The 781-nt window shown below is 44.7% G+C and carries 1 pseudogene; it reads right to left on the reverse strand.

The window, feature by feature from the left end:
* Positions 1-781: pseudogene (locus B4033_RS11650) on the reverse strand (YgiQ family radical SAM protein); the annotation flags it as partial.

Below are 781 nucleotides of genomic sequence, written 5' to 3' on the forward strand. Positions count from 1 at the left end.
ACGTTCACCATGCTTTTGTACTAATGCACGCGCATTCCCTGGATTGGTTTCCAGATGTAAAATACGGTTAGCATGTGCATAAAGCACCGGATCATTCACCACTTCTTCAAAAGCAGGCAAACGAATCACAGCCAATTCACGCGGTGGTAATTTATGTTTAATCGCTTTCGACGCCGGTTGTAACTGCACGATTTGCGTATTTTCATCCAAATTGTCGCCTTCACGGACAATTGGATTAGCGACATGTTCTTTTTGGAAACCCTGGTACTGGCTCGAGTCCTTCCCTTGTTCAATCTCACAACCTTCAATATCTTCAGTCATGACGTAAGGGTTAATAATTGGATCGACACGACCAATCGTATCGACATCATTCGATGCGATTTCAACAAATTTTGCTTTCGACGGGCGGTTGTGTTTATTGACAATAAATGCTGTACCACGAACATCGGTAATGTCTTGGATTTTTTCGCCACGCGCCAGACGATGCATGATTTCAGTGATGGAACGCTCACCATTACCGTACATCAAAAGATCGGCTTTAGAGTCCATCAATACTGAACGACGCACTTTATCTGACCAGTAATCATAATGCGCAATACGACGTAATGATGCTTCAATACCACCTAACAATACAGGCACATCTGGATAAGCTTCACGCACACGCTGGCAATATACGGTTGCCGCCCGGTCTGGGCGTTTGTTTGGCTGATTGTCTGGTGAATAGGCATCATCTGAACGAATCTTGCGATCTGCCGTATAACGGTTGATCATCGAGTCCATG

Source organism: Acinetobacter sp. UBA3132 (assembly GCF_002364825.1).
GTDB lineage: Bacteria > Pseudomonadota > Gammaproteobacteria > Pseudomonadales > Moraxellaceae > Acinetobacter > Acinetobacter schindleri.